Below are 22,004 nucleotides of genomic sequence, written 5' to 3' on the forward strand. Positions count from 1 at the left end.
TCATCTCCTAGGTGGCAAGGGCGGCGATGTCCGCCGCACTAAGGGCACCATTATAGATGCGGAAATCGTCGATTTTCCCGTTGAAGTATGGATCAGCCGAATATTGCGAGCGGCCCAGCCAATTCTGCGTCGTGCTGCGCATGCGGAACGGTGCATGGGTCATCTGGTTGTTGGTGGCGACAGCGCTGCCATTCACGTACAAGGTGCCCGTGCTGCCCGACAGGGTCACCGCCAGGTGCACCCATTGGCCCGATGGCAGCGCGGCCGAGGACAGGGACTGGTCGCCCCAGCCGTTGGTAAGACTGATGGAGAAGCGCAAGCCACCGCCAGCCGCTTGCGGCGTCAGGAACATGTAATGCGTGGTGCCTGAACCGAAGTCGAAAATGCGCGCCCAGTTGCGGCCGCCGTCCCAGAATACCCTGACGGCAATGGTGAAGTCGGCCAGGCCATCCAACAGCTTCGCCGGCAGCGCCACATAGTCATCCACGCCGTCAAGCAGGACGGCATTGCCCTGCTTCCCGGCCGTCCATTGGGCCCCGTTCAAGAGGTTTCCATGGTGGGCATTGCCGCTGCTATCGGAAGCCGTCGTGCCCTGGGTCTCGCTGAACTGCAACACCGTGTGCGGTGCGAGCGCGGTGACCACACGCGCTTCGGTGGAAGCTGCACTGCTTCCGGCCGCTGTCTGCGCCGTAATCGCATAGTAGTAAGTGTTCGGCGCCATGCCGCTATCGGTGTAGGTAAGCAGGCCGCTGATACCGCTGGCAACGGCGGTGTACGGGCCGCCGGCAACCGTCGAGCGCAGAACCGTGTAGCTGCTGGCGCTTGCCGTTCCCCACCAGGACAGCTCGACCTTGCCGCCCACCAGGCGTGCCGTCAGTCCGCTTGGCGCCACGTTCTCCGCCAGCGGGTCGCGGCTGAACGCAAGCGTGCCCAGGCCAAGCTGGTCGCCGTTGCCGCCATCGCCTTCCACCCGCACCCTGGCTGCCATCTGTGCGCAGAACGGCGCCGCCAAGCCGCGCCGGTTCACGTAATGGTTGTAGACCATTTCCCACACCGGCCGGAAATGTGGCAAGCCCGCCGGCGAAATACCGGTACCCGTGCCCTGCCGATTGATGTAAGTATCGAACGGCATCGACGTATAGTAGGGATTGCCGCCGGCATCGTTCAGGTTGGATTTGGCCACATATTCAGCCCCCGCCAGGAAGCGGTTATTGTCGTAGCCATAGAAATCGTCGCCCTGGTTCCACGCCATTTCGCAAAACACCCCGGCCAGGCCGATGCCGAGCGTGCAATGGCCCTGGTCACGTGAACTCTCCTGCCACTGGCCCAGGTAGCCGGGATGGACGAAGGGCACGGCCTGGCTCGATGCGCCATTGCCGCGGCCAGTCAGGTAGTAAGAGACCGCCTCGCTATAAATGTCCTCACGGTCGCACAGCACACCGATAGCCAGGATCGACGCCAGGTTGCACTGGTCCCAGTTGGCCCAATAGTTGGTGATCTCCGAGCCGTTATGCTGCACCAGGAACTGATGATTCAGGGGATAGAACACGTTCAGCATCATGGCCTGGAAGCGCTGCAGGTCGGCGGCAGCCCAGCCCGCGTAGCTGCGCATGATTTCCGCAGCGTTGGCGAACTCAAAGCCGTAAATGCCGGCAGCCAGAAAGCGGTCGGAATTACCGCTGATCGAGGTCAGCGTTGACGACCATGCGTTCAGGAACTCGACGGCCTTGTTGGCGTAGGCCGTATCGCCCGAGATCTTCCAGCGTAGCGCCAACTGATAAGTTCGCGCCACGTCGATATAAAGCTGGGAAAAATTGCTGTCGGTGCCGCCGCGGATCACGGTCTGTAAGGGACGCGGGCTGTTATTCAGGTGCGAGCGGCCTGTACCAAGCAGGGCATTCCATCCATTCACCCAGGGTTGTGCGCCGGCTGCCACCTTTGCCCGCATGCGGGCAAAGTCTTCTTCCGTATGCAGCAGGCCGGGATGTTTGAAGCTGCGTCCGGGAGCCGGCTGCGCTGGTTGCGCGGGTTGCGCTGGCTGCGCAGCTTGCGCGGTGGCGGATGCTGCTGACCCTGTCGCAGCCTGCCCTGCATCACCGCCCCCGCCACCGCAGCCGCTGAGCGCGAGCGGGCCGAGCGTTGCCAGGCTGAGCGAGCCGGCGCAAAAGGTCCTGCGTGGAAGGGAAATGGCTTGGCGTTGCTTGGACATGGTCACCTTTCGAACGATTTGCGGGCAGGTCGCCGCAAGCGCTCGATGGTAACTTACCTCAAGGCAACATTTCTATAAACACATGATGAAATTTTGCGCGGCAAATGGCTGCTCGCGGCACATTTTGGTGATCAGTTGCCAGCCAGCGCATCGGCCACCTTGTCCATCCGGGACGCCTTGGCGATAGCGTTGGCAGGCTTCTTCTGATCCTGCTGGGATTCCCTGGCCTGCGCCGGCGGCGGCACCGGCAAGGTCGAGGCTACGCGCACGGTATCCATGGCGTACATGGATACCCCAATTCCGATAGTTCCGATCAATAACCAGCGTACCCATGAGGACAGCACGATAACCTCCGGCAAACTTTTCTACTAGGAAGTTTAGTGTCGAAATTTGCCGGGATTCTATTCTATTGTCACAGGCGCCGCACTTTTTATTGCTGAGGTTGCTGAGCCATATAGACCAGTTCCCAGATATGGCCGTCCAGGTCTTCGAAGCCGTGCGCATACATGAAGCCGTAGTCTTTCGGTTCGCGCGGTGTCTTGCCGCCCGCCGCAACTGCCTTACGCACCAGTTCATCGACCTCTTCCCTGCTCTCACAGGAGAGACAGACCAGCACCTCGGTCGCTTCTTTGGCATTGGCGATCGGCTTGGCTGTAAAAGTACGGAAGAAGTCCTCAACCAGCAGCATGGCGTAGATGCTGCCGTCATGGATCACCATGCTGGCGGCGTTTTCGTCGGTGAACTGCGGGTTGAAGGTGTAACCCAGGGCGGCGAAGAATGCTTTCGACTTTTCCAGGTTCTTGACGGGCAGGTTGACGAAGATTTGCTTGTTCATGTTGGCCTCTCAAAAGGGATTAAACAGGGTGGTTTGTAATCCTACGACGCGCCAGCTTTCCTCAAATCGACATCAATCGCAAAAAAGTTTCGGGAGCGCACGGGTCGCGCGAATATAGCATCCCGTTTCCGAAAAGAAGTTCTCGGATTGTCACAAATACAAATATTAATAAAAAATACAATTATGTGAAGTTCGCGTGCTAGATTGGTGGGTGCACCCTGAGCGCGCGCTCCGGGTTTTTCCCAATCCACAGAAGACAGGAACAAGTATGAAGAAAGTGATCTTTGCTGCGGTGTCTGCAATACTCATGTCCGGCTGCGCTGATTTGCCCCAGAATGAAGGTGCATATGCCGGCGTCAGGGAACAAACATACGAGACAACCGGCTCGCGCATTCCGCGAAAGGCAAGCAGCATGCCCCGCTCCGACGCCAGCATCGTCGATAAAGAGGAAGTGGATCGCCAGGTCCGCAACCAGGGTACGGTCAGCGGCCTGGGCCAATGATTGCCGCTTGATAAAACCCCGAAAGCTGTACGCCAGCTTTCGGGGTTTTTCATTTCACCTGCCTAGCCGCAGTCTGGGCAAGGCCTGGCCAATGCGAACGCCGCATGATCGGTCATGTTATACATGCTCAGCGTGCTGTATCCATCGGTCGCAGTTGCCCCCACCGTCAACAGCTCGGAGAACGCAGCGTTGGGGCAAGTCCCCAGCAGGGCCGACACAGGAATCGGCTTGGCATACTGGAAGGCTCCTGCTGGAACAAAACCATTGCTCCCGCCATCGCCAACGTGTCCGCTGGTGCTTGCCACACCCAAGGAAGGGCCGTCGCCGCGCACGGTCGAGAATGAATAGGTCGCAAAATTGTTCGGATGGCGCGCCATGAACGAGAGCGTCGCAGTATCGGCGGGGCTGTTGTAGTTGTGGAAGCCGCACACCGGGTCCGGCGAGACAGTGCCGCCGACCGGGTGGACGTCCGCCTGGCAGCGGTTGTTATCGACCCTGACCACCATCCGGAAGCCCAGGGTCTTGCCGTCCGGAGCCAGAATGCGGTTGTAAGCGCTGGCATGGTCGGCGTGTACATCGCCGGTCCCGAATGGAGCCGGGGTGGTCGGCACTTTCAGGTCGATGCCCGCATCGGTCCAGTTCACCAGGTTCCCGGCGCTATCGAACAGTTCCATCCGAATTTCGTAGCGACCTGCCGCCAGGTCGTCCGATGGCGACGGGCTACTCGGCGCGCCCTTCAGCAAATGCGTATGGAAGTAGGCCGTCGCCAGGTCGACACGTTCATCGAGCACATACCATTCCTGGCCCGAAGGCGAAACGGCAGGATGGATACGGAACAGGTTCGGCAAGGGCGCCGGGTCCGGGCCGTCGATTGGCATGGGGCCGACCTGGTAGGAAGCGTAGGTGCTGGTGCCCGACTTATAGTGGCGATATACATCCGAGATCATAGGGGTTGGCACCAGAGAGATTGGCTCGGAAGACGGATCGACCACGGCTGTCGAACCATCTGGACCGCTCAGGCGGCGGTAAGACCAGCGGTAATATGTGATACCGCTGCCAAGCAGTTCGGTGCGGCTGAAATCCACCCTCGGCTCCAGTGTCGCGCCGAACGGTTCCCCATCGTTGGTCAAGCCTTCCACGCCTGCCGATTGCACTTCCTGCACGGCGACGTTGCGGCCAATCGACAGGACAACAACCTGGCGCCCAGGCAAATCGGGCTCCCGGTCGCAGCCTGGCACGCGCGGATCGGTCACGCGGATAATGACCTCGCTGCCGCACTGGTAGTTCCAATAGGTGTGGCAATACTTCGAGGGCCGGTACACCACCTCGTAACCGCTGCCGAAATCGTACTCGACCCAGAAGTACAGGTCTGGATGGTCGCCGCCGCAGCGATAGATCAAGGTTGTTTCGAAATTTCCGAACTCGTCGGTCATGACGACAGCCATTTCGTCGCAACGGAACAGCCACCACCAATGCGGCCAGTAGCAGAACCACGGCACCAGCAGTTTCCAGTTCTCGGCCAGGGCATTGCGCAGCAGATCGACCGACCCGCTGCGCAAGTGGAGGGCGAAATTGGCAGGCAAGTCGACAGGCGCTGGCGGATCGGGCTGCGGCTCAAAGCGCAATGCCGAGCGGCGCAGGCCAGGACCCGGAAGCGGGATCGGCGGCTTCTCCAGCACTTTGATCAGGTCATCGCGCAGCCGGAAGATGTCCGGGTCCGGCAGCTTCAGGATCCAGAGCGGAATACGGTCGACCTCGCAGATATGGACGCGCGCATGGCAGACGGCCCGGTTGTCGGATTTGCGCACCACCTTGCCGTGCACCCAGCAGAAACAAAAGGGCCACCAGTCGATGATGGCGCCCGGCACCTCAATGCGCGTGAAGTCATGCTCACGGCGAAGCACGGGCTCGTAGGCACCCATGCGTTTCAAGCGATCGGCGCTGGGCCTGGCCGCGTCGATACGTTCGCTCACGGGCGCGATCAGCACACGGAAGTGCCCCATGCCTTGGCCTGGCATGGGCAGTTCGAATTTTCCTTCGCGGATTTCGATGCGTTTCGCCTCGTGCCCTCGGCTGTCGTACACGTACGCTGCGAGCGGCAGCTTGAATTCCGGACGTTCGCCGGTCGATACCTGGATGGTGATCGGTTTCGCTGAATCCTGGGATGGCTTGCTCATGGTGTTCCTCGCTCAAGTGTCCTGCAGCATCGCGATGGCGCTGCATGCAGTGAACTTTAGGAAAGCGAGGCGATGGGCGGATTGGTACTGGCACCCAGTTTCCCGGGTGCGCAGCACCTAATTTGTTTTTTTGATCAGCGACACACGTAATCGAGTTTTACGCGTCCGCCCGACAATTGCGTGACACCTTTCGTGCGCAGCCAATGACGTTCCGGCAGTTGTTCGAACAGGGGCTTTCCAGCGCCAAGCACCACGGGGTGGACCACCAGCTCGATCTCGTCCAATAGCCCTGCCTGCAGCAGGCTGGAGACAAGCGAAGCGCCGCCTACGGCGTGAATGGCCTTCCCCGGCGCCTCCTTCAATTCGCGCACCTGGTCGAGATCATTGAGGATGGTAGTGTTGGACCAACCTACCTTGTCGAGGGTCTTTGACAGCACGTAATGGGGCGTGCGCGCGGCTAAACTTGCGTACTCGATTTCCCCTGGGACCGGCAGGCGTCCAGTGTTCTCAAGAACAGCCGCCGGGTTGGCAAGAATTGCTGTCCAGTACCTTTCGTAGGCCGGGTACATGCGGGCGCCAAGCAGGCAGGCATCGATACGCGGCGCCAGGTCAAAACAGTCACCCCAGCTATCAACCCAATCGAGTTCCGCGTCCGTCCCCTCGATGAAGCCATCAAGGGAGACTTGCAAGGCAGCGATGATCTTCCTCATTTTTTCCTCCGTACGGTTTGAGTGCGCCAGGGTGCGCACCTAGTCGCACGACGGTTCAGCGGCGGCAAATTCGACAGGATCAGCGGGGCGTACCGTGCGGCATCAGGAATACTTTTTTGCTAATGTTGCGCGCCTTATCCACGTCTCACCTTGTTTATGGCACAAGCAGCACGGTTGCACGATCCCATTGGGCATAGTCCCACCATGAGCTGGTTGCTGACAGGCTTGCTGGCCGGCGCCGCAATCGCCGTCGCAGCGGTGGCCATCGTCGGCACCGGCGGTTTGGCTGCCGCAGCCATTATCGGAGGAGCGGCAGCAGCCGGCGCCGGTCTCGGCGAAGTCATGAGCACGATGAGCTGGGCGCCCAAGGAAGTCGTCGGCAAGATCATGCGCTCAGGTTCCGCCAACGTCTTCACCAACAAGCGCCCAGCCGCACGCGCCCATCTGGACTATGCCAAATGCGATAAGCACACCGATAACGAAGTCATTGCCACCGGCAGCGGAACGGTATTCATCAACGGCATGCCCGCAGCACGCGCCTCGGACAAGACCAGCTGCAGCGCCGAAATCACCGAAGGTTCAAAGAACGTCAACATTGGCGGCGCGACGGTGCAGACCGACGAAATGCACGCCGAAGACCTGGTGCCGACCTGGGTGCATGCCGGCCTGCTCGTCGTAGGCCTTGGAGCTGCGGTCGTACTCGGCAGCCCCTTGCTTGCCGCCGGCGGCCTGGTTGGCGGCATCGCGGGCGGCTTCGGCGGAGGATGGCTGGGCGGCAAAGTCTTCGGTGAAGGCTCGGACGGTCAAAAATGGTCTATGCTTGCCGGCAGCGTGCTGGGAGGAATTTTCGGTGCCAAAGGTGCCACCTGGGCCGGCAACCGCTTTATTCCGCCAAAAGTGCCGCCAAAGGCGCCTCCAGACACAGAACTTGTTAACCAGGCCGGCGGCACAACCAGCGGCGGCAGGTTCCCAAAGAGCGAAGGCCTCGGAACCCATACCACCATGGCGGAATTGAAGGCGACCGGTCACCTGCCTGGCGAACATGGCGTCATCGTCACGGACCGCACCATACGCTTCGGCGATGTGTACGAGCTTGGCAGGCTGGGAAACCGCAGAGTCGAATTTGCGCTGGTGAGCGAACGCATCAACGGTAAGCTGGTCAAGACGCTTTACAGCGGTGATGAATGGAATAGCCCTGTGCCAAAGAATGGACGATTGATCGGCCACGTACACCCTAACGAGATCAGTACCCAGAAGTGGCCGTCGCCGGCAGACATGAACATGATCAACGGCCGCTACTTCAAGGAGCTCCAGCTCAATCCCGATGCCCGCCCGCAGCCGACCAGGATATTCTGGGGGCCTGGCGATGCGGACAATACGGTGTACTATCCAGGCTTCTACAAAGACCCTGTTCCTAAAGTCGGAAACAAAAGATGAGTGAAGCGGAATTGAAAGAGCGAGTAACGGAATTTCTCTTCGGTCGCGGCCAGACCCTCGATAGCTATTACATCGAAGTGACGCCCTATTCCGAGGCGCTGTGCTACGTGAACGAAGAAGGCCGCGAATTCGACCTGCCGATCAATGACGAGGAGTTGGCGCAAGCGGTCTTGCTACGCCTGCGGGAGATGGGCGTGCGCATCGTCAAATATGGCGCTTAGACCGGGACCACTTATGGCAGAAAACCTGATCGGCATCCTCCAGGACTTGCAGCGGACGCTTCCCCGCCACGACGCCCTCCCGTCAGATGACCTCAGCGAGCTGCAAGACGCGGTTGAAGCTGTGCTGGGGTATGAAAAAACGCGCATTCACGAACACCAGGATGGCAGCACACTGCCGCAAGACCTGCAGCGGCTGTATGACGCGCTGGACTATTTTCAAACCGTCTGGTTCCTGCAGGAAGCGATAGCCTGGGATGGAATGCTTTCGGTGCCGTATAACTTCACCGGCCTGGAGATCGCGCATACCAGGGCGGTGTTGAGCAAGTTCGATCCCGGCTTGAGCGAGATGATCGAAAGCTTGTGCAAACTTGCCGCCCCGCTGCTTTCGGCAGCACCGGACGGCAACTGGTGGACGGCGAATCCCGATGGCGATCCTTACGCCGCGGTCGGCGAGGATGCGCGCGAAAAGATTGAGCAACTCGAAGAAGAATTCGACGATCAGCTTGAGGCGATGTGGCAGAGGGCGATCGCAAAGCTGGGGCAGGCTCAAGATACGGCGTAAGTCTGCCGTCAACTACTGCGGCGGCAGAACTCGCGCACCACGCTAATCCCTGGCGACCCAGCGGCTAAACGGCTCAGCATTCACTCCTTGCGGAACGTACCATTTTTTGCGGGTGGGATCCCATTTCGCCCCCAACTTCTTTGCCTCGTCCTTCTCAGCATAAGGCACATTGAGAACGATGCCCTGTGGCCGCTTCGCATTGCTTGATACAGGAGCCGATACCGCCGCCGTTTGCGTGGAAAGCAAGGGCCAAGTCAACGGCGCCTCACAAGGCACGGCCGTCCCATCCTCACGTACTTCGACCCAACAATCGCCGTCCTGACTGTTAAGCTTAATCACATATGGTGGGTCAAAGGGCACAGACTCGTTCATATCTCTACTGTTGAATGGTTGGCAGCAAATTGTAGCACCTGCACCCTACCCTACCGCGCAGGCAACAAGCTCACCAGTATCACCAAGCCACCTGTACAGGGATCGGCCTGGGCGGGAATGCCTTATATAATCTGTTCATATAGGGCAAAAATTTGTTGAATGGAGTGGTTACCCAATGGCTCTGAAGACTAGCGAGATCGCAGGGTTTTCCAAGAGTATGGTCCGGCCCCGCTTGGGGCCGGATTTTTTCACGCATACGAATCGGGATATGGTGCGTTGCAGGGGACCATTCCTGGAGACGGTATTCTTCGCCAAAAAGCGCTCCGGCTGGTTGCATGTGATCCCGACATTTTTTGTGGTCGGTGCTGACCCGGCTGCGTCGGTGATATTCCAGACCATGTCACTGCCCCTCAACGGCATCGATGAGACGGGCAAGTGGCGCTTTCGCCCGGAAACTTTGCTCGACGAAGCGCTGGCCACGCATATCGTGGCCCAAATCGAGCGAGACTCGCCGCTGACATTCATCGGGCCATTGAAGGACGATGCCATTGATTCGGCATTGCGTACCTTTGTCCGGCAGATTGTCCACCCGGTACCAAGCCTGTCGCTTGCGTTTTTTAATATGTGCCGCGGAGCGCCTTCGGCCAGGAGCGAGCTTGCCGCCACACGCAAGAGGTTTCTGAAGATGAGCCGCTACGGCAGCGGCAAGCCGCCACTGGATTCTGAGCAAGCAATGCTGGCCAGGCTCGATGAACTGGCAGCTCGCCTTGACAGCCCAGACTGTATTGCCATTTGCCGGGACGAGGTGATTGAGCATGCGCGCAATTTAAACATTTCCGTGCCCGAGTGGCCGACCGATTGGCCAGCTAGTGCTGTATACGCGCCGCAGGAAAGCGGTGGCGCATGGTGGACCAAGCTCTTCCGCCAAGGGTAGCCGCTGCAGTGTGAATAGGTCCGGTGCCGGCGCTGCAGGCTGCGAGCGGTGATGGAATAAGGAGATGAAATGCATCTGCCAAGCTTAGGCACATTAAGCGGACACCTGCTGCCGAAAAGGCTTCCGCAGCAGACCTTGGACCGAAAAGTCATGCGTCATCGCCTGGTGGAGATGTAACAACCGATACTGATTGCCGGCGGATCATGGGTCATTGACAATGAACAGGAATTGCAGCAGTGTGGCGCCGGGATGGCGCCACACTGCTGCGCGATGGGCAGCCGGACATGGAAGGGAAGGCCTGCGATCCGCTGTTGCGCGGGACCTGGAACTTCGGTAATTACTTGGCCGGCATGTGGTGGCTGGCTTGGTCGCGTGCGGGCCGGCGCTTTGACTGTAACCGGTTGTGGCTGCCGGCATCCCCTTGCCACCTTCGATGGTTGTGGGAGACAGAGCGTTTGGAGGCTGATGCTCCCTGGCTGCGACACCTTCATGCTTCCCACGTCAGTGAAGGCCAAAAGTTATTTGATGAACTGCGTGAAATGCGCAGACCACAATGCACCATCAAGCGATTGCGCCCAGTAACCGCCATCGCAACAGCCCCCACATTGCACTTGTGTATGGTCAGGTCGCTTCAGTTCGCAATTTAAGGCAAATTTACGGCACGGACATTGAAAAACAAAAAAGGGCCACAGTCCAAAAACTGTAACCCTTTGATTTGTATGGTCGGGGCGAGAAGATTCGAACTTCCGACCCCCTGCACCCCATGCAGGTACGCTACCAGGCTGCGCTACGCCCCGACTCGAGCCACGGATTATAACAGAGCAGTTTGTGGTTTTGTCAAAGTTACCTCAAACTATATAAATGACGATCGAACCATATCTGGCCGCACGGGCGGCCGATCTTATTGCGGAGGCCGATGGCCTGGTCATTGCCGCCGGCGCTGGCATTGGCGTTGACTCGGGCCTGCCGGATTTTCGCGGCAATGAGGGATTCTGGAAGGCTTACCCTGCCCTTGGCCGGGCACGGATGGAGTTCACCAGCGTGGCTTCGCCGCGCACGTTTCAAGACGATCCGGACCTGGCTTGGGGTTTCTACGGCCATCGGTTGAATCTCTATCGAGCGACGGTGCCGTATGAGGGATTCGCGCTGCTGAGGGCGTGGGGCCAGGCGATGGAACATGGCTGCTTTGTATTCACCAGCAATGTGGATGGACAGTTCCAGAAGGCGGGCTTTGATCCACGCGCGATTTATGAGTGCCACGGTTCGATCCATCATCTGCAGTGCCTGGAGCCTTGCTGCAGCAAGATCTGGGCGGCGGATGATTTCATGCCGGATGTGGATGCCGATGCCTGCCGCTTGCGGAATGAGCCGCCTCTTTGCCCGGATTGCGGCGGGTTGGCGCGGCCGAATATCCTCATGTTCGGGGATTGGGGGTGGGTTGAACGGCGTAGCGAAATGCAGGCGGCGCGGCTGGAGGCTTGGTTGGGGACTGTGCGCCGGCCGCTGGTGATTGAGTTGGGGGCGGGGACGGCGATTCCTTCGGTGCGGCATTTCGGGCACCAGGTGGTGCAGCGAGGGGGGCGCATGGTGCGCATTAATCCGCGTGAATTTGCGGGAGCAGCGCGGTGGATGTGGGGATTGCTGCGGGGGCACTTGAGGGGCTGCGGGGGATTGCGGCTGTGCTGGGGATTCGCGGGTAGGTGCCGGGATTTAATGCCAAACCGGTAAACCAGGGTCAGACCCAAGGGTCTGACCCTCCTGTTCTAGCTTCAGTGGCTAAATGAACTTTACCGAGAGGCTGGGGAGGCCTTCGATGCTGGCGGTCAGGGATTGGCCGCGGGTGACTGCGCCGACGCCTTCGGGGGTGCCGGTGAAAATCAGGTCGCCGGGTTCGAGGCGGAACAGCGTGGAGAGGTTGGCGATCGTCTCTGACACCGACCAGATCATGTGGTCGGTGCTGCTGGACTGCTTTACCGTGCCGTCCAACGCCAAGGCAATGGCGGCGCTTTCGGCGCCTGGTACGTCTGCTGCGCGGCGCAATTCGCCCACGGGGGCGGAATAATCGAAGGCTTTGCCGATCTCCCACGGACGGCCCGCGTCTTTCATCTTGCCTTGCAGGTCACGGCGGGTCATGTCCAGGCCGACAGCGTAGCCGAAGATGTGCTTCGGTGCGTCGGCTACGGAAATTTCGCTGCCGCCTGCGCCGATTGCCACCACCAGTTCGCATTCGTAGTGGTAATTGCTGGTCTGCGGCGGGTATGGCAACTCAACCACTACTCCGGGTGCCGCCGGCACCACGGCCGCTGCGTCACCGGGTTTGCAGAAGAAGAACGGCGGCTCGCGGTCCGGGTCGGAGCCCATCTCGCGTGCATGGCCGGCGTAATTGCGGCCGACGCAATAGACGCGGCGCACAGGGAAGCGTTCGCCGCTGCCGTTGATATGCAATGCCGCCACCTGGTGCGGCGGGAAGACGAAACTGGTCATTTCTTTGGGCCTCAAGTGAAAAGGAGTGCCTGCATGGCGATGCGGAAGGACTTGACCAGCTCGGCGACTGGCAGGCCGGGATAGTTAAGCAGCCGCAGTTGCAGGCCCTGGTGCAGGCAGATCACGGCCTGCATACGTCCTTCGACGGTAACGTCATCGGCAGCAAGACCGTGTTTTTCGCGGCCTGCCTTCAGCAGCGCAAGCAAGCTCTCGCACATGCGGCGGTCGGCTTGCTGGCTCAAGGCGGCGATGGCGGGATTGCGCGCACTTTCGGCGGCAATTTCCAGCGGCAGTGCCCAGTGATCGGGGTCGAGGTTTTTGTAGACGCTTTGCTCTACGTCGTCGATGATCGCCTGCAGGGGGTCCGGCTGGCTGCCGATCTTGCTGATAATTTCATGCACACGCGTTTCGTTTTCTTCCACGAAGGCGGCGATGATGGCGTCCTTGCTGTCGAAATAGTTATAAATATGGCCTGCGCTCATGCCGGCCGCCTTGGAAATCTCGGACATGCTCGCGCCGTGGAATCCGCTGCGGCGGAAACAGGTGGCGGCGGCATCCAGTACCTGGCGGCGGCGATTGGCGGCGCGCTCTGGGTCAATGTGGCGTTTTTCAGTCATAAGGCGACACTCTGGACAAGGGAATGAACTTTGTCAAATTACAACGTGCTATGATGGACAGGCAGTTACTTCATTCTTAAAGGAAAAAGTGATATGCCCTCCCGTACCTCTCGCTCGATTGAGATGCGGCCCGCCGAAGCGGGCGACCTCGCGTTCATGCAGCAGCTTTATTCCAGTACGCGCAGCGCAGAAATCCGGATGGGAGCCTGCGACCTCGCTACCGAAACCTTGCTGCAAGGCTTGCAGTTCAAGGCGCAGCAAACCTGGTACGAAACCCAATTCCCCAATGCCGACCTGGCCGTGATCATGGATCGCGAGCGCCCGATCGGGCGCCTGTATGTGGATTACGGGCCCGATGAATTGCGGATCCTCGATATCTGCCTGCTGCCCGAATACCGCAACCACGGGATCGGTCTTGGCTTGCTGCGCAGCCTGCAAGCCCAGGGCGAGCGGCTGCGCTTGCCGGTGCGGATCCACGTTGCACTGGGCAGCCCGGCGCAACGCCTGCTGCTGCGCTGCGGATTCGAAATCCTGGCGGCGGACGGCAACTACAACGTCCTGGAGTGGATGCCGCCGGCCGGCATTGATTAGGCCCAGCCTCCGAGCACCTTGTACAAGGTGACCTGATTGGTCGCCTTGGCGAGGCGCACACTGATCAAGCTTTGCTGCGCAGCATACAGGGCGCGCTGCGACACCAGGGCATTCAGGTAAGACTCCGCCCCTTTCTGGTAGCGCGCTTCGTGGATGCGGTAGCTGCGGCTTGCAGCTTCGGTCAGCGCGGCCTGCGATTCCACGCGTTCGTCCAGCGTGCCGCGCTGCGCCAGTGCATCGGCAACCTCGCGGAAGGCCGACTGGATCGCCTTTTCATAGCGTGCCAGCGCGATGCCGTTGTCCGCCTTGGCGATATCCAGCCTTGCGCGGTTGGCGCCTGCGTCGAACAACGGCAGCGTCAGTTGCGGCAGGAAGGTCCATGCACCGGTACCGGCCTTGAACAGGTTGCCCAGGCTGCTGCTTGCACTGCCTGCAGTCCCGGTCAGCGTGATGCTCGGGAAGAAGGCGGCGCGCGCCACGCCGATATTGGCGTTGGCGGCCTTCAGCGCGTGCTCGGCTTCCAGCACGTCCGGGCGTTGCAGCAGCACGGAGGAAGGTACGCCTTCCGGCAGTTCAGACAGCGTGGTTACCGCGCTGGGCAAAGCCTGCGGCAGCAGGCTTGCCGGCACTTGGGTACCGACCAGCAGGGCCAGCGCGTTTTCGCCGGCCGCTACCTGGGCGGTGTACAGGGCCATGTCGTTGCGCGCGGCTTCGACACTGGTTTGTGCTTCGTACATATCGAGGCCCGAGGTGGCGCCGGACTCGAAGCGGCGCTTGCTCAGCTCATACGTAATCTGCTGGCTCTTCAGCGTGTCCTGCGCCAGCAGCAGGCGCTCCTTGTCGGCCGCCAGGCCAAGCCAGGTGGTGGTCACTTCGGCCACCAGGCTAAGGCGCTGCGCACGCTGCGCTTCTTGCGTGCCGAGATAGGTTTGCAGTCCCGCCTCCGACGAGTTGCGCAGTTTGCCGAACAGGTCCAGTTCATAGGCCGGAATTGCCAGGCCGCCGGTGTACTGGCGGCTGATGTCGCCGCCCGGCGCCCGAGAAGCGCTCTGCCCCACTTGCGCATTCAGCTTGGGCAGCTGGGCGGAACGGTCGATGCCGTACTGCGCCCTCGCCTTTTCGATGTTCAGTGCCGAGACGCGCAGGTCGCGGTTGTTCTTCAGCGCCAGCTCCACGACTTCGCGCAGTTGCTGGTCGCCGATGAAGTCTTGCCAGGCAATTTCGCTGGCCGGCTTGGCATCGGCGGAGGTTTCGGCCGGCTTGTAGGCCTCGCCTTGCGGCCAGGCCGCAGCTACCGGCGAGTCCGGACGCTGGTAAGTCGGCGCCAGGCTGCAGCCGGCCAGCAAGGCTGCCGCTGCAAGGGTAATGAGAGTCTTGTTCATATCAATTTGCCTCCGAAGCGATGACCGGTGCTGCAGGTGCGGCGGCGGCCCTGCGACCTACCCATGCACGCACCACCACGAAGAACACCGGCACGAAGAAGATGCCGAGGAAAGTAGCCGTCAGCATGCCGCCCAGCACGCCCACGCCGATTGCGTTCTGGCTGCCGGAACCTGCGCCGCTTGCCAGCGCCAGCGGCAGCACGCCCAGTCCGAAGGCGATGGACGTCATCAGGATCGGGCGCAGGCGCAGCTTCACTGCCTGCAGCGTGGCTTCACGCAGCTCGATGCCTTTTTCCTGCAGCTCCTTGGCGAATTCCACGATCAGGATCGCGTTCTTCGCCGACAGGCCGACCACGGTCAGCAGACCAACCTGGAAATACACGTCATTCGCCAGGTGGAAGCCCCAGGTAGCGAGCACCGTACCGATCACGCCGAGCGGCACCACCAGCAGCACCGAGAATGGCACCGACCAGCTTTCATACAGTGCGGCCAGGCACAGGAACACGATCAGCACGGAGATGGTGTACAGCACCGTAGTCTGCGAACCGGAGTCGCGCTCTTCCACCGACAGGCCGGTCCATTCGAAGCCGATGCCCGCCGGCAGTTGCGCCACCAGCTTTTCCATTTCGGCCATCGCGACGCCGGAGCTGACGCCCGGCGCGGGCATGCCCTGCACGTTCATCGACGGCACGCCGTTGTAGCGTTCCAGGCGTGGCGAGGCGTAAATCCAGCGGCCGGTGGCAAATGCGGAGAACGGCACCATCTCGCCCTGGGCATTGCGCACGAACCATTTGTTCAGGTCTTCCGGCGCCATACGCGATTCCGGCGCGCCTTGCAGGTAGACGCGCTTGACGCGGCCACGGTCGACGAAGTCGTTGACGTAGGAGGAACCCCAGCCTACGCTCAACACGCGGTTTACGTCCGCCACGGACAGTCCCAATGCGGTGGCCTTCTGCTGGTCGATATCCAGCTTGAACTGCGGCGTATCTTCCTGGCCGTTAGGACGCACCGCCATCAGCAGCGGATTCTTGGCAGCCATGCCGAGCAACTGGTTACGTGCTGCCATCAGCGCGTCGTGGCCAACGCCCCCCTGGTCCTGCAGTTGCAGGTCGAAACCGCTGGCGTTACCGAGTTCCATCACGGCTGGCGGAGCAAAGGCGAACACCATCGCTTCGCGGATCTGCGAGAAGGCGCCCATGGCACGGCCGGCAATTACTTTCACCTTCTGGTCGGGGCTCTTGCGCTCGGACCAGTCTTTCAGGCGCACGAAGGCGATACCGGCGTTCTGGCCATTGCCTGCAAAGCTAAAGCCAGCCACCGTGAACACGGAAGCCACGGAAGTCTTTTCGTCTTCCAGGAAGTGGTGTTCCAGCTTTTCCAGCACTTTCAGCGTACGTTGCTGGGTGGCGCCGGTTGGCAACTGCACCATGGAGAACAGCACGCCCTGGTCTTCTTCCGGCAGGAAGGAAGTGGGCAGGCGCATGAAGGCCACGGCAAGCACTGCCAGCAACGCGGCATAGACCACAAGCGAGCGGCCGCTGCGCGCGATCATCTTGCCGACCCAGCCCTGGTACTTCGTGCTGCTGCGGTCGAAGCTGCGATTGAACCAGGCGAAGAAGCCCTTCTCCGAAACGTGGGAACCAGGCTTCAGGAAAGTCGCGCACAACGCCGGTGTGAATACCATTGCCACCAGCACCGACAGCACCATGGCGGACACGATGGTCACCGAGAACTGGCGGTAAATTACCCCGGTGGAACCGCCGAAGAACGCCATTGGCACGAACACCGCCGACAGCACCAGCGCAATACCCACCAGTGCGCCGGAAATCTGGCCCATGGACTTGATGGTCGCCTCTTTCGGCGACAAGCCCTCTTCCGTCATCACCCGCTCAACGTTCTCCACCACCACGATGGCGTCGTCCACCAGCAGTCCGATCGCCAGCACCATGGCAAACATGGTCAGCGTGTTGATCGAGTAGCCGAGCGAGAACAGCACGCCGAAAGTACCCAGCAGAACAACCGGCACTGCAAATGTCGGGATCAGGGTCGCGCGGAAGTTCTGCAGGAAGACGTACATCACGATGAACACCAGGATCACCGCTTCCACCAGGGTCTTGACCACTTCTTCAATGGACAGCTTGACGAAAGGCGTAGTGTCGAAAGCCACGGCGGCCTTCATCCCTTGCGGAAACTGCTTGCCCATCACTTCGATCTTCTTCTTCACCGCGTCGGCGGTGTCCAGCGCATTGGCGCCGGTGGCCAGCTTGACCGCCACACCCACCGCCGGCGCGCCGTTGTAGCGCGCTACGGTGTTGTAGTTCTCGTTACCCAGCTCGATGCGCGCCACATCGCGCAGGTGCACGGTGGCGCCGCTGGAGGTGGTCTTCAGCAGGATGGCGCCGAATTGCTCCGGCGTTTGCAGGCGGCTTTGCGCCGTCACCGTGGCATTCAGCTGCTGGTCCGGCATGGCAGGCGCGCCGCCCAGTTCACCGGCCGAGACTTCGGCATTCTGTGCCTGGATGGCGGCAGTCACGTCGGCTGGAGTGAGCTGGAAACCTTGCAGCTTCTGAGGGTCGAGCCAGATGCGCATGGCGTACTGGGAACCGAACAGCGTCACCTCGCCCACGCCCTGCACGCGGCTCAGCGGGTCGATCACGTTGGCAGCCACATAGTCGCCCAGGTCGGATTGCTTCATCTTGCCGTCTTCGGAGACGAAGCCCAGCACCAGCAGGAAGTTGCGGGTTGCCTTCGATACCACCAGGCCTTGCTGGGTCACGGCGCTCGGCAGCAGCGGCGTGGCAAGCTGCAGCTTGTTCTGCACCTGCACCTGGGCGATGTCAGGGTTGGTGCCGCTGTTGAAGGTCAGCGTGATATTGATGCCGCCGGTCGAATCGCTGGTCGACGACATATAGCGCAAGCCGTCGATACCCTTCATCTTCTGTTCGATGATCTGGGTCACGGCATCTTCCACCGTCTTGGCCGATGCCCCCGGATAGGAACCGGTGATCGAGATCGATGGCGGCGCAATGCTTGGGTACTGCGAAATTGGCAGCCCCTTGATCGCCATTACACCCGCCAGCATCACGACGATGGCGAGTACCCAGGCGAAAATGGGGCGGTTGATAAAGAAGCGGGACATGATGGAAACCTCCGCTTAGCGCGCTGCGACGGCAGGCTTTGCCGCAGCTGCAGCCGCGGTGGTGGCGGTGCCGGTGATGTTCTTCGCCACCACGGCCGGAGCCCCGGGCTTCACTTTCTGCAAGCCTTCAACAATGACGCGGTCGCCAGCGGCCAGGCCGGACTTCACCAGCCATTTGTCGCCGATGGTGCCGCCGGTCTGCAGTACGCGTTGCTCAACCTTGCCGTCCTTGTTCAGCACCAGGGCCGTGGCCTCGCCTTTCGGGTTGCGGGTCACGCCCATTTGCGGCACCGCGATGGCTTGCTCGCTGACGCCCGTTTCCAGCACGGCGCGTACGAACATCCCTGGCAGCAGGTCATGCTTCGGGTTGGGGAACAGCGCGCGCAGGGTCACGTTGCCGGTGCCCGGATCAACGCTCACGTCTGAGAATTGCAGCTTACCCGGCAGCGCATATTTGCTGCCATCGGCCAGCAGCAACGTCACAGCTGCCTGACCGTTGGCCTTCTTGAGCGAGCCGCTATCCATCTCGCGTTTCAGGCGCAGCAACTCTTCGCTGGACTGGGTGACGTCGACGTAGATCGGGTCAAGCTGCTGCACGGTGGTCAGCGCGGTGGCCTGGCCGGCGGTCACCAGCGCGCCCGGCGTCACATTGGAACGGCTGATACGGCCGGAGATCGGCGAAGCGACCCTGGTGTAATCGACATTGATGCGGGCCGAATTGACGGCGGCCTGCGCCGCTTCCACTTCGGCCTTGGCCTGCTCGTGGGCGGCCACTGCATCGTCGTATTCCTGGCGGCTCACACCTTCGATCGCCACCAGCTCTTTATAGCGGACGACTTTCGGCGTGGCCGCGGCCAGGTTGGCCTTGGCCTTGGCAAGGTTGGCCTTGGCGGAGTTAAACGCCGCCACGTAGGTCGCGGCATCGATCTGGTAAAGCTGGACGCCGGCTTTGACGTCCGCTCCCTCGGTAAACAGGCGCTTCTGGATCAGGCCACCGACCTGCGGGCGCACTTCGGCAACCTGGTAAGCCGCGGTGCGGCCCGGGAGTTCGGCGCTCATCGCCAGCGCTTGCGGCGCCACGGTGAACACGGCCACCTCCGGCGCCTGCTGCGCGCCGCCTTGGGCTGGGCCAGCCTGTTTGCCGCCGCAACCGGCGACCATTGCAGCCACCGCAGCAGCAGCACCCAGCAGCATGAAATTCTTTTGCATGTTTTTCATCTTTTTTCCCGAAAGACTTAGAATGAACGATCATTCTAACACAAATCAAGATTCTGACTCGCTGGTCAGTAATTCTACGTAGCTGGAAGGATTAAACTGCGGCCCATGAAACAACGTCCTCAAACCAAGCTTGTACCGGAGTTGGCGGCCTGCGTGACGTGGCAGGACGTCTGCAATTTCCTGGATCGGTCGCGCGGCGCTCCCGACGCCACTTGGGTATGCGCCGCGCAGTACGCGATGGCTCTGGCTGCGCGAAGCGCTGTCGGTACCTCGAACTATTTGGAAGACGCGCTGCAGGTTTTAAATAGCATCGCACAAGCAAAAGCCGTCATTGATATCGTGGCCCGCCATTCGAACCGCGTGAGCGCCGAGACCCTGATCATCCTGCGGGCAGCGCAGGACTTCCTGGAAGTGAACACCATTGCATGTACCGAATGGCCGCGCCCTCAGGAAGTTTCCGATGAAGTCGAGCGCGTCGCAAGGCTGCGTGCCCCATAAAGTCTGTGAGGCAGGCGGTTACCGCCAGAAGCGACAACGCGGCCACGCTTTGGCGAGTGAACGTGGACTTGATCTGAATGCTGTTGTTACTGATGTGATTACCAAAGGTCTCGACTGGCAGTGACATCTGTTCAGCTCGCGGCCTGGTCAGCGAGGCGCAATCCTTCTTCGCGCCAGTTCGCGGTCAAGTGCATTGGCAAAATTCTGCCGGTCGCCCTGACTGAACGCGGCTGGCCCGCCGGTCTCGACGCCGGCTCCGCGCAGTTCTTCCATGAAGGCCCGCATCGTCAACTGTTGCGCGATGGTGTCCTGGGTGTACCACTCGCCGCGTGGATTGAGCGGTAGGCCGCCCTTCTCCAACACCTGTGCGGCCAGGGGGATATCGGCAGTAACGACAATATCGCCGGCGCTTACACGTTCAACGATTTCGGCATCGGCTGCATCCGCGCCAGCAGGAACCTGAAGCGCGCGGATGAAGCGCGAACCAGGCACGCGGATCAACTGGTTGGCCACCAGTGTGACATTGATTTGCCTGCGGTCTGCGACGCGGAACAGGATGTCCTTGATAACAGCGGGACAAGCGTCCGCATCTACCCAGATGTGCATAATTTGCATCGAATACTATAGAAAGATTCGAGCATTGTAATCAAGTTGGCCAAACTATATTCTCAAAAAGCCGCCGCAGCTTGGTCGCGCGGACCGAATTCACCATCGCCACGTAAGATATCCTTCCGCCCAGGTGGGCCCGGAAGTTGGGATGACTCTCCCGGTTCTGGGAATCCGGGCCGTGACGCACACAATTGGTCAGGATCGCCTTGAGTTGGTCGTATTCGTCACGTGCAATGTTCGGATGCGAGTTCACGACGATGCCGGTCACCCTCTGCCGTGTTCCCTCCCGCATCAGCCGCGTCTTGCGCGTGTTGACGCGGAAGCCCTCTTCCCGCGCGATTGCGGCAACCTGGATATGGAAGCGCTCAGCCGACCGCGCGAATTCGTCACCGCCCGAAAAGGCCAGGTCGTCGGCGTAGCGGCTATACGACGCACCAAGCGACCGCGCCAGCGAATCGAGCCGGATGTCGAGCCGGTAGGCGCAAAGATTGGCCAGTGCGGGCGAACAAGGGGAACCCTGCGGCAGGTGCGGCGATTTCAAGGCCTGGCGCTCGGACCAGGCCAGCGAACCGCCGGACTGCTTATCGCCGAACAAGCCGTGCGGTGCGCGATTGACGCAAATACGGGCAAGCGTTCCAGCGACACTTTCCGGATAACCCAGCTTCTCAAACAGCGCTTGAATGCGCGAATGCTGGATGCTCGGGAAAAAGTCCTTCAGATCCATGCGGACAACGACATGCCGGCCAGCGTGCTGCGCAGCGTGCGTGATGCAGGAATGCCCGCGCCGGAAGCCATGTGCCGAAGGATGCGGCGGCACCAGGTCCAGAATCTGGCGCAGAACTTTTTGTTGTATGCGCCGCAATCGCTCCTTCGGGATCTCGATCAGGCGCCAGCCGCCACTGCGCTTGGGCACCCAGCGATAGTGATAGTGCTGGAGGCGCGACCGCTCGTCGCGTGCGATGCGCCACTGGTCGGCGAACCAGCGCACTGCGCCGACAGGCTCGTTCAGCCAAATGGCCAGGTCGCCCACCGACGACAGCTCCGGCAGCGCAAGTGCAGCCAGCCATGCCGGCTTTGGCGGGCGTATCGGCTGGTCGAGGCAATAGCGCTTTACCTCCGGGAGTTCGATGAAGGGCGGCAGTTCGTCCTCGCCGTCCTCGTATTCTTCGTCGTCCTCATCAAAATCTACGTACCCGCGACCAAGAAGCTCCAGCAGGATGCCGGCCAATTCATGCCGGCTGAAATAATGGAAGTTGTCGCCAGTCCGAATGACGAGCGCCATGCAGACTCGCGGCGCCCATCGAAGCTCGGCATCGAAAACACGGTTACACGCCGCGACCAGGTTTTCCGGGCTGCCATCCGTCGCCAGCATCGTGTCGGCCAGCGCCAGCACGGTAAGTTTTTCGGTATTCATTGAATGAAAAGGGGCGGAGAGCCGTCAACGAGTCTCGTGATGCGTGAGCGGACTATGCGTGGGCACGCAATGCGGCTCATGCGGTGAAATGCA

At 60.7% G+C, this 22,004-nt stretch carries 21 protein-coding genes and 1 tRNA gene; 8 read left to right on the forward strand and 14 right to left on the reverse strand.

The features are described 5' to 3' along the window. Positions 1 to 7: 7 nt before the first annotated feature. From ACWBU6_RS22265 to ACWBU6_RS22275, 3 genes are all read right to left on the reverse strand, one after another. Entirely contained in the window at positions 8 to 2,209 is a 2,202-nt protein-coding gene (locus tag ACWBU6_RS22265; protein ID WP_452645533.1) for a LamG-like jellyroll fold domain-containing protein, read from the reverse strand. A gap of 131 nt (positions 2,210 to 2,340) precedes the next feature. Next, positions 2,341 to 2,496 carry a hypothetical protein gene (locus tag ACWBU6_RS22270; RefSeq protein WP_452645534.1) on the reverse strand — a complete coding sequence of 52 codons (156 nt, stop codon included), beginning with the start codon at positions 2,494 to 2,496 and terminating at the stop codon, positions 2,341 to 2,343. A 143-nt stretch (positions 2,497 to 2,639) separates the two neighbouring features. Then, positions 2,640 to 3,044, reverse strand: coding sequence for a VOC family protein (locus ACWBU6_RS22275; RefSeq protein WP_452645535.1), 405 nt, complete (start codon positions 3,042 to 3,044; stop codon positions 2,640 to 2,642). A gap of 268 nt (positions 3,045 to 3,312) precedes the next feature. Between ACWBU6_RS22275 and ACWBU6_RS22280 the strand changes: the two genes are divergently transcribed. Next, complete coding sequence (locus ACWBU6_RS22280; protein WP_452645536.1) at positions 3,313 to 3,546, forward strand: membrane lipoprotein lipid attachment site-containing protein; 234 nt, start codon at positions 3,313 to 3,315, stop codon at positions 3,544 to 3,546. A 62-nt stretch (positions 3,547 to 3,608) separates the two neighbouring features. Here ACWBU6_RS22280 and ACWBU6_RS22285 read toward each other — a convergent pair whose 3' ends face one another. Continuing rightward, the gene (locus ACWBU6_RS22285; RefSeq protein ID WP_452645537.1) at positions 3,609 to 5,723 is read right to left on the reverse strand and encodes a hypothetical protein; all 2,115 of its coding nucleotides are present in this window, start codon (positions 5,721 to 5,723) and stop codon (positions 3,609 to 3,611) included. Positions 5,724 to 5,857: 134 nt separating this feature from the next. Then, on the reverse strand, positions 5,858 to 6,433 hold the full coding sequence (locus tag ACWBU6_RS22290) for a dihydrofolate reductase family protein (protein ID WP_452645538.1): 576 nt from the start codon (positions 6,431 to 6,433) through the stop codon (positions 5,858 to 5,860). 204 nt (positions 6,434 to 6,637) lie between these two features. On the opposite strand from ACWBU6_RS22290, the gene ACWBU6_RS22295 reads away from it, so the two are divergent. From ACWBU6_RS22295 to ACWBU6_RS22305, 3 genes are read left to right on the forward strand one after another with little or no spacing between them, the layout of a single operon-like run. Next, positions 6,638 to 7,870: a PAAR domain-containing protein gene (locus tag ACWBU6_RS22295; RefSeq protein ID WP_452645539.1), complete on the forward strand. Its 1,233-nt coding sequence runs from the start codon at positions 6,638 to 6,640 to the stop codon at positions 7,868 to 7,870. After that, positions 7,867 to 8,091, forward strand: coding sequence for a hypothetical protein (locus ACWBU6_RS22300; protein WP_452645540.1), 225 nt, complete (start codon positions 7,867 to 7,869; stop codon positions 8,089 to 8,091). The genes ACWBU6_RS22295 and ACWBU6_RS22300 overlap by 4 nt, the downstream gene beginning before the upstream one ends. 13 nt (positions 8,092 to 8,104) lie before the next feature. Next, positions 8,105 to 8,653 carry a hypothetical protein gene (locus ACWBU6_RS22305; RefSeq protein ID WP_452645541.1) on the forward strand — a complete coding sequence of 183 codons (549 nt, stop codon included), beginning with the start codon at positions 8,105 to 8,107 and terminating at the stop codon, positions 8,651 to 8,653. 42 nt (positions 8,654 to 8,695) lie between these two features. Here ACWBU6_RS22305 and ACWBU6_RS22310 read toward each other — a convergent pair whose 3' ends face one another. Continuing rightward, positions 8,696 to 9,025: a DUF5710 domain-containing protein gene (locus ACWBU6_RS22310; protein ID WP_452645542.1), complete on the reverse strand. Its 330-nt coding sequence runs from the start codon at positions 9,023 to 9,025 to the stop codon at positions 8,696 to 8,698. A 175-nt stretch (positions 9,026 to 9,200) separates the two neighbouring features. Here ACWBU6_RS22310 and ACWBU6_RS22315 point away from each other — a divergent pair, with 175 nt between their 5' ends. Continuing rightward, a complete protein-coding gene (locus ACWBU6_RS22315; protein WP_452645543.1) occupies positions 9,201 to 9,959 on the forward strand; it encodes a hypothetical protein in 759 nt (252 codons plus the stop codon). 720 nt (positions 9,960 to 10,679) lie between these two features. Here the strand turns inward: ACWBU6_RS22315 and ACWBU6_RS22320 are convergent. After that, positions 10,680 to 10,756, reverse strand: a tRNA-Pro gene (locus ACWBU6_RS22320). 64 nt (positions 10,757 to 10,820) lie between these two features. Between ACWBU6_RS22320 and ACWBU6_RS22325 the strand changes: the two genes are divergently transcribed. Then, positions 10,821 to 11,687, forward strand: a complete 867-nt coding sequence (locus ACWBU6_RS22325; protein WP_452645544.1) for an SIR2 family NAD-dependent protein deacylase — start codon at positions 10,821 to 10,823, stop codon at positions 11,685 to 11,687. A gap of 48 nt (positions 11,688 to 11,735) precedes the next feature. Here ACWBU6_RS22325 and ACWBU6_RS22330 read toward each other — a convergent pair whose 3' ends face one another. Both ACWBU6_RS22330 and ACWBU6_RS22335 read right to left on the reverse strand, forming a co-directional pair. Next, positions 11,736 to 12,443 (reverse strand): fumarylacetoacetate hydrolase family protein, encoded by a 708-nt coding sequence (locus tag ACWBU6_RS22330; protein ID WP_452645545.1) that lies wholly within the window; start codon positions 12,441 to 12,443, stop codon positions 11,736 to 11,738. Positions 12,444 to 12,454: 11 nt separating this feature from the next. Further along, a complete protein-coding gene (locus tag ACWBU6_RS22335; RefSeq protein ID WP_452645546.1) occupies positions 12,455 to 13,060 on the reverse strand; it encodes a TetR/AcrR family transcriptional regulator in 606 nt (201 codons plus the stop codon). A 93-nt stretch (positions 13,061 to 13,153) separates the two neighbouring features. Between ACWBU6_RS22335 and ACWBU6_RS22340 the strand changes: the two genes are divergently transcribed. Continuing rightward, a complete protein-coding gene (locus tag ACWBU6_RS22340) occupies positions 13,154 to 13,651 on the forward strand; it encodes a GNAT family N-acetyltransferase (RefSeq protein WP_452645547.1) in 498 nt (165 codons plus the stop codon). Here ACWBU6_RS22340 and ACWBU6_RS22345 read toward each other — a convergent pair. From ACWBU6_RS22345 to ACWBU6_RS22355, 3 genes are read right to left on the reverse strand one after another with little or no spacing between them, the layout of a single operon-like run. Further along, positions 13,648 to 15,033, reverse strand: a complete 1,386-nt coding sequence (locus ACWBU6_RS22345) for an efflux transporter outer membrane subunit (protein WP_452645548.1) — start codon at positions 15,031 to 15,033, stop codon at positions 13,648 to 13,650. The genes ACWBU6_RS22340 and ACWBU6_RS22345 overlap by 4 nt on opposite strands. 1 nt (position 15,034) lies before the next feature. Continuing rightward, on the reverse strand, positions 15,035 to 18,172 hold the full coding sequence (locus tag ACWBU6_RS22350) for an efflux RND transporter permease subunit (RefSeq protein ID WP_452645549.1): 3,138 nt from the start codon (positions 18,170 to 18,172) through the stop codon (positions 15,035 to 15,037). 15 nt (positions 18,173 to 18,187) lie between these two features. Beyond that, a complete protein-coding gene (locus ACWBU6_RS22355) occupies positions 18,188 to 19,381 on the reverse strand; it encodes an efflux RND transporter periplasmic adaptor subunit (protein ID WP_452649604.1) in 1,194 nt (397 codons plus the stop codon). A gap of 114 nt (positions 19,382 to 19,495) precedes the next feature. On the opposite strand from ACWBU6_RS22355, the gene ACWBU6_RS22360 reads away from it, so the two are divergent. Continuing rightward, on the forward strand, positions 19,496 to 19,888 hold the full coding sequence (locus ACWBU6_RS22360) for a hypothetical protein (protein WP_452645550.1): 393 nt from the start codon (positions 19,496 to 19,498) through the stop codon (positions 19,886 to 19,888). Positions 19,889 to 20,035: 147 nt separating this feature from the next. Here ACWBU6_RS22360 and ACWBU6_RS22365 read toward each other — a convergent pair whose 3' ends face one another. Continuing rightward, complete coding sequence (locus ACWBU6_RS22365; RefSeq protein ID WP_452645551.1) at positions 20,036 to 20,494, reverse strand: YaiI/YqxD family protein; 459 nt, start codon at positions 20,492 to 20,494, stop codon at positions 20,036 to 20,038. Positions 20,495 to 20,534: 40 nt separating this feature from the next. Beyond that, on the reverse strand, positions 20,535 to 21,911 hold the full coding sequence (locus tag ACWBU6_RS22370; RefSeq protein WP_452645552.1) for a reverse transcriptase family protein: 1,377 nt from the start codon (positions 21,909 to 21,911) through the stop codon (positions 20,535 to 20,537). Between the last annotated feature and the right edge of the window lie 93 nt (positions 21,912 to 22,004).

This window comes from Pseudoduganella sp. HUAS MS19 (assembly GCF_053615455.1).

Bases quoted from the DNA above. Each gene is read 5' to 3' on its own strand.
- ACWBU6_RS22330 (WP_452645545.1), bottom strand. From the start codon at position 12,443: ATGACCAGTTTCGTCTTCCCGCCGCACCAGGTGGCGGCATTGCATATC.
- ACWBU6_RS22280 (WP_452645536.1), top strand. From the start codon at position 3,313: ATGAAGAAAGTGATCTTTGCTGCGGTGTCTGCAATACTCATGTCCGGC.
- ACWBU6_RS22345 (WP_452645548.1), bottom strand. From the start codon at position 15,033: ATGAACAAGACTCTCATTACCCTTGCAGCGGCAGCCTTGCTGGCCGGC.
- ACWBU6_RS22355 (WP_452649604.1), bottom strand. From the start codon at position 19,381: ATGCAAAAGAATTTCATGCTGCTGGGTGCTGCTGCTGCGGTGGCTGCA.
- ACWBU6_RS22285 (WP_452645537.1), bottom strand. From the start codon at position 5,723: ATGAGCAAGCCATCCCAGGATTCAGCGAAACCGATCACCATCCAGGTA.
- ACWBU6_RS22325 (WP_452645544.1), top strand. From the start codon at position 10,821: ATGACGATCGAACCATATCTGGCCGCACGGGCGGCCGATCTTATTGCG.
- ACWBU6_RS22365 (WP_452645551.1), bottom strand. From the start codon at position 20,494: ATGCACATCTGGGTAGATGCGGACGCTTGTCCCGCTGTTATCAAGGAC.
- ACWBU6_RS22340 (WP_452645547.1), top strand. From the start codon at position 13,154: ATGCCCTCCCGTACCTCTCGCTCGATTGAGATGCGGCCCGCCGAAGCG.
- ACWBU6_RS22360 (WP_452645550.1), top strand. From the start codon at position 19,496: ATGAAACAACGTCCTCAAACCAAGCTTGTACCGGAGTTGGCGGCCTGC.
- ACWBU6_RS22275 (WP_452645535.1), bottom strand. From the start codon at position 3,044: ATGAACAAGCAAATCTTCGTCAACCTGCCCGTCAAGAACCTGGAAAAG.
- ACWBU6_RS22270 (WP_452645534.1), bottom strand. From the start codon at position 2,496: ATGTACGCCATGGATACCGTGCGCGTAGCCTCGACCTTGCCGGTGCCG.
- ACWBU6_RS22350 (WP_452645549.1), bottom strand. From the start codon at position 18,172: ATGTCCCGCTTCTTTATCAACCGCCCCATTTTCGCCTGGGTACTCGCC.
- ACWBU6_RS22315 (WP_452645543.1), top strand. From the start codon at position 9,201: ATGGCTCTGAAGACTAGCGAGATCGCAGGGTTTTCCAAGAGTATGGTC.
- ACWBU6_RS22310 (WP_452645542.1), bottom strand. From the start codon at position 9,025: ATGAACGAGTCTGTGCCCTTTGACCCACCATATGTGATTAAGCTTAAC.
- ACWBU6_RS22295 (WP_452645539.1), top strand. From the start codon at position 6,638: ATGAGCTGGTTGCTGACAGGCTTGCTGGCCGGCGCCGCAATCGCCGTC.
- ACWBU6_RS22370 (WP_452645552.1), bottom strand. From the start codon at position 21,911: ATGAATACCGAAAAACTTACCGTGCTGGCGCTGGCCGACACGATGCTG.
- ACWBU6_RS22305 (WP_452645541.1), top strand. From the start codon at position 8,105: ATGGCAGAAAACCTGATCGGCATCCTCCAGGACTTGCAGCGGACGCTT.
- ACWBU6_RS22290 (WP_452645538.1), bottom strand. From the start codon at position 6,433: ATGAGGAAGATCATCGCTGCCTTGCAAGTCTCCCTTGATGGCTTCATC.
- ACWBU6_RS22300 (WP_452645540.1), top strand. From the start codon at position 7,867: ATGAGTGAAGCGGAATTGAAAGAGCGAGTAACGGAATTTCTCTTCGGT.
- ACWBU6_RS22265 (WP_452645533.1), bottom strand. From the start codon at position 2,209: ATGTCCAAGCAACGCCAAGCCATTTCCCTTCCACGCAGGACCTTTTGC.
- ACWBU6_RS22335 (WP_452645546.1), bottom strand. From the start codon at position 13,060: ATGACTGAAAAACGCCACATTGACCCAGAGCGCGCCGCCAATCGCCGC.